The organism is Thalassolituus sp. UBA2590, from assembly GCF_002339775.1.
GTDB lineage: Bacteria > Pseudomonadota > Gammaproteobacteria > Pseudomonadales > Oceanobacteraceae > Thalassolituus.
Genome location: NZ_DDKU01000186.1, coordinates 1 through 1003, shown reverse-complemented (window position 1 = coordinate 1003; position 1003 = coordinate 1). Strand labels below are relative to the sequence as shown.

Below are 1003 nucleotides of genomic sequence, written 5' to 3'. Positions count from 1 at the left end.
TCCGACCAGTGGGGTAATATCGTTGGTGGTATCGACCTTTCCCGTCGTCAGAATGGCGCGCAGACGTTTGGTCTCACTGTTCCGCTCGTAACCAAGTCTGACGGTACAAAATTCGGTAAGACAGAATCGGGAGCTGTATGGCTGGATCCTTCTAAAACCTCGCCTTATGCCTTCTACCAGTTCTGGATGAATACGGCAGATGCTGACGTCTACAAATTCCTGCGTTACTTCACCTTCCTGCCGGTTGAAAAAATTGCAGAGATCGAAGCGCATGATGCGACGATTGAAGGTCGCAAGACAGCGCAGCCGATTCTCGCAGAAGAAGTAACCCGAATGGTGCATGGTCAGGAAGCTCTTGATTCGGCCCGTCGTATTACCGAGGCGCTCTTCTCTGGGGATCTCACGCAATTGTCCGAAAGTGAATTGGAACAGATCAAGCAGGATGGATTGCCATCAAGTGGTCTGGACATCACTGGTCTTGGAGATAAACCTCTGACAGCCATCCTGTCTGAAGCGGGCATGGGTCAGGGCAAGCAGGTTAAAGATGCGCTCGGCCGTAATGCCGTCATCGTAAACGGTCAGGCATACGGTATGGACGATCTGATGAAAGGTACGGAGATCTTCAGTGCTGGTAATGCTATGTACGGACGCTTCTTTATGGTTCGCATGGGCAAGAAAAAGCATCATTTGTTCGAACTTGAAAAATAATTCAGAAAGACTGTTGACGGCGCAGATGAGATCTCTATAATGCGCCGCTCCTGAGTTGACACGGCTTCTTCCAGAAGCGGAAAAAACAAAGGAAAAACAAGGGGTTGACAGTGGTTTTAATCGCTATATAATGCGCCCCGCTCTGAACGGAACGGATCACTTCGGACCAGTCAGAAAAAAGTGGTTGACATCAAAGATTAACTCTTTAGAATGCGCAGCCCGCTTCGAGTGAAACACGAAGCAAAGTTCTTTAACAAATTGTTCAGACAATTTCGTGTGGGTGCTTACTGAGATG

1 protein-coding gene is annotated in these 1003 nt (G+C 48.6%); it reads left to right on the top strand.

Translation table 11 applies throughout. The features are described from left to right. Window positions 1–708: tyrosine--tRNA ligase (tyrS, locus tag B2067_RS15895; protein ID WP_301389107.1), on the top strand; the 708-nt coding region annotated here is incomplete at its 5' end. Between the last annotated feature and the right edge of the window lie 295 nt (window positions 709–1003).